This window comes from Mycobacterium mantenii, assembly GCF_001667865.1.
Taxonomy (GTDB): Bacteria; Actinomycetota; Actinomycetes; order Mycobacteriales; family Mycobacteriaceae; genus Mycobacterium; species Mycobacterium mantenii_A.
In genome coordinates this window covers 1-1,433 of record NZ_LZJP01000072.1, presented here as the reverse complement: position 1 = coordinate 1,433, position 1,433 = coordinate 1, and the positions used below count along the sequence as shown (strand labels likewise).

Genomic DNA, 1,433 nt, shown 5'->3' with positions numbered 1-1,433 from the left:
GCGTCAGCGGAGTGGGCCTGACGCTGTCGGAGAACCAGGCGGAGCACGTGCAGCAGTCCTTCGACCAGATGGATACCTCCCGCACCCGACGTGTGCTGCTGGAAGGCTGGGAGAAGTTCCACGAGCCGGTGGACCGCATCGTGTCGATCGGCGCGTTCGAGCACTTCGGCCGGCAACGCTACGGCCGCTTCTTCAAGATGGCCTACCAGGCGCTGCCGCCCGGCGGAGTGATGTTGCTGCACACCATCGTTCGTCCGTCGTTCAAGGACGCCCGGGCCAAGGGCATGACACTGACCCACGAGATCGTCCAGTTCTCGCAATTCATTCTGGCCGAGATTTTCCCCGGCGGCTGGCTGCCGACCCCGCAGACCGTCGGCGAGTATGGGGTGACGACGGGCTTCGAGTTGACCCGCGTCCAGTCGCTGCAATTGCACTACGCCAGAACCCTGGACCTGTGGGCCGAAGCCCTCGAGGCCAATCGCGAGCAGGCCCTGGCGATCCAGTCCCACGAGGTCTACGACCGGTACATGAAGTACCTGACCGGCTGCGCGAAGCTGTTCCGTGAGGGATACACCGACGTCAATCAATTCACGCTGGAAAAGTAACCGGACCACAACGAGCAATCAGCCCCGAACGAATCACGTTCGGGGCTGAATTGCTTTGTCCTACTTGACCATCGTGAACTGCCCCACATTGCAGACGCCCTTGCGGAAGAAGTTCTCGCACCCCGTCAGGTAGTGCATGTACCGGTCGTAGACCTCTTGCGATTGGACAGCGATCGCCTTGTCCTTATTGGCTTCCAGATTGGCCGCCCATATGTTGAGGGTCCGCTCGTAATGCTTCTGCAGCAACTGCACCCGTTCGATCGAGAAGCCAGCAGCCTCACCGAACTTGAAGATATCCTCCTGCGCCGGCAGCTGTCCGCCGGGGAAGATTTCCTGGCCGATGAATCGCATGAAGCGCAAATCGCTCATCGTGATCGAAACACCGCGCTCATGCTGCTGCTTTTGGGAATACGCCAAAATCGTGTGCAACAGCATGCGGCCGTCATCGGGAAGGATGTCGTACGCGCGCTCGAAAAATGCCGAGTAGCGCTCCATCTTGAAAGCTTCGAAGGCGCCGATCGTGACAATCCGGTCGACCTTGTCTTCGAACTCTTCCCAGCCTTGTAGGCGCACCTCGATGTTGCGGTCGGTCGGCAACGCGGCCAGCTTGTTCTTGCTGTACTCGAACTGATTGCGGCTCAGCGTGATTCCGATGACGTTGACGTCGTACTTCTCGACAGCCCGCTTCAGGGCGCCGCCCCAGCCGCAGCCGATGTCCAGCAGCGTCATCCCGGGCTCGAGGTTCAGCTTTCCCAGCGCCAGGTCGAACTTCGCGATTTGAGCTTCTTCGAGCGTCATGTCGTCGCGCTCGAAGTAGGCGCAGGTGTA

2 protein-coding genes are annotated in these 1,433 nt (G+C 60.3%); one reads left to right on the top strand and one right to left on the bottom strand.

All coding sequences use genetic code 11. The features are described from left to right. Positions 1 to 605 (top strand): class I SAM-dependent methyltransferase (locus tag A5688_RS11685; RefSeq protein ID WP_068268171.1); only part of this gene is annotated, 605 nt, incomplete at its 5' end. Between the two features lie 60 nt (positions 606 to 665). On the opposite strand, the gene A5688_RS11680 is transcribed toward A5688_RS11685, so the two are convergent. Further along, positions 666 to 1,433, bottom strand: a 768-nt coding sequence (locus A5688_RS11680; protein WP_068268145.1) for a cyclopropane mycolic acid synthase family methyltransferase, incomplete at its 5' end; no start/stop codon positions are given.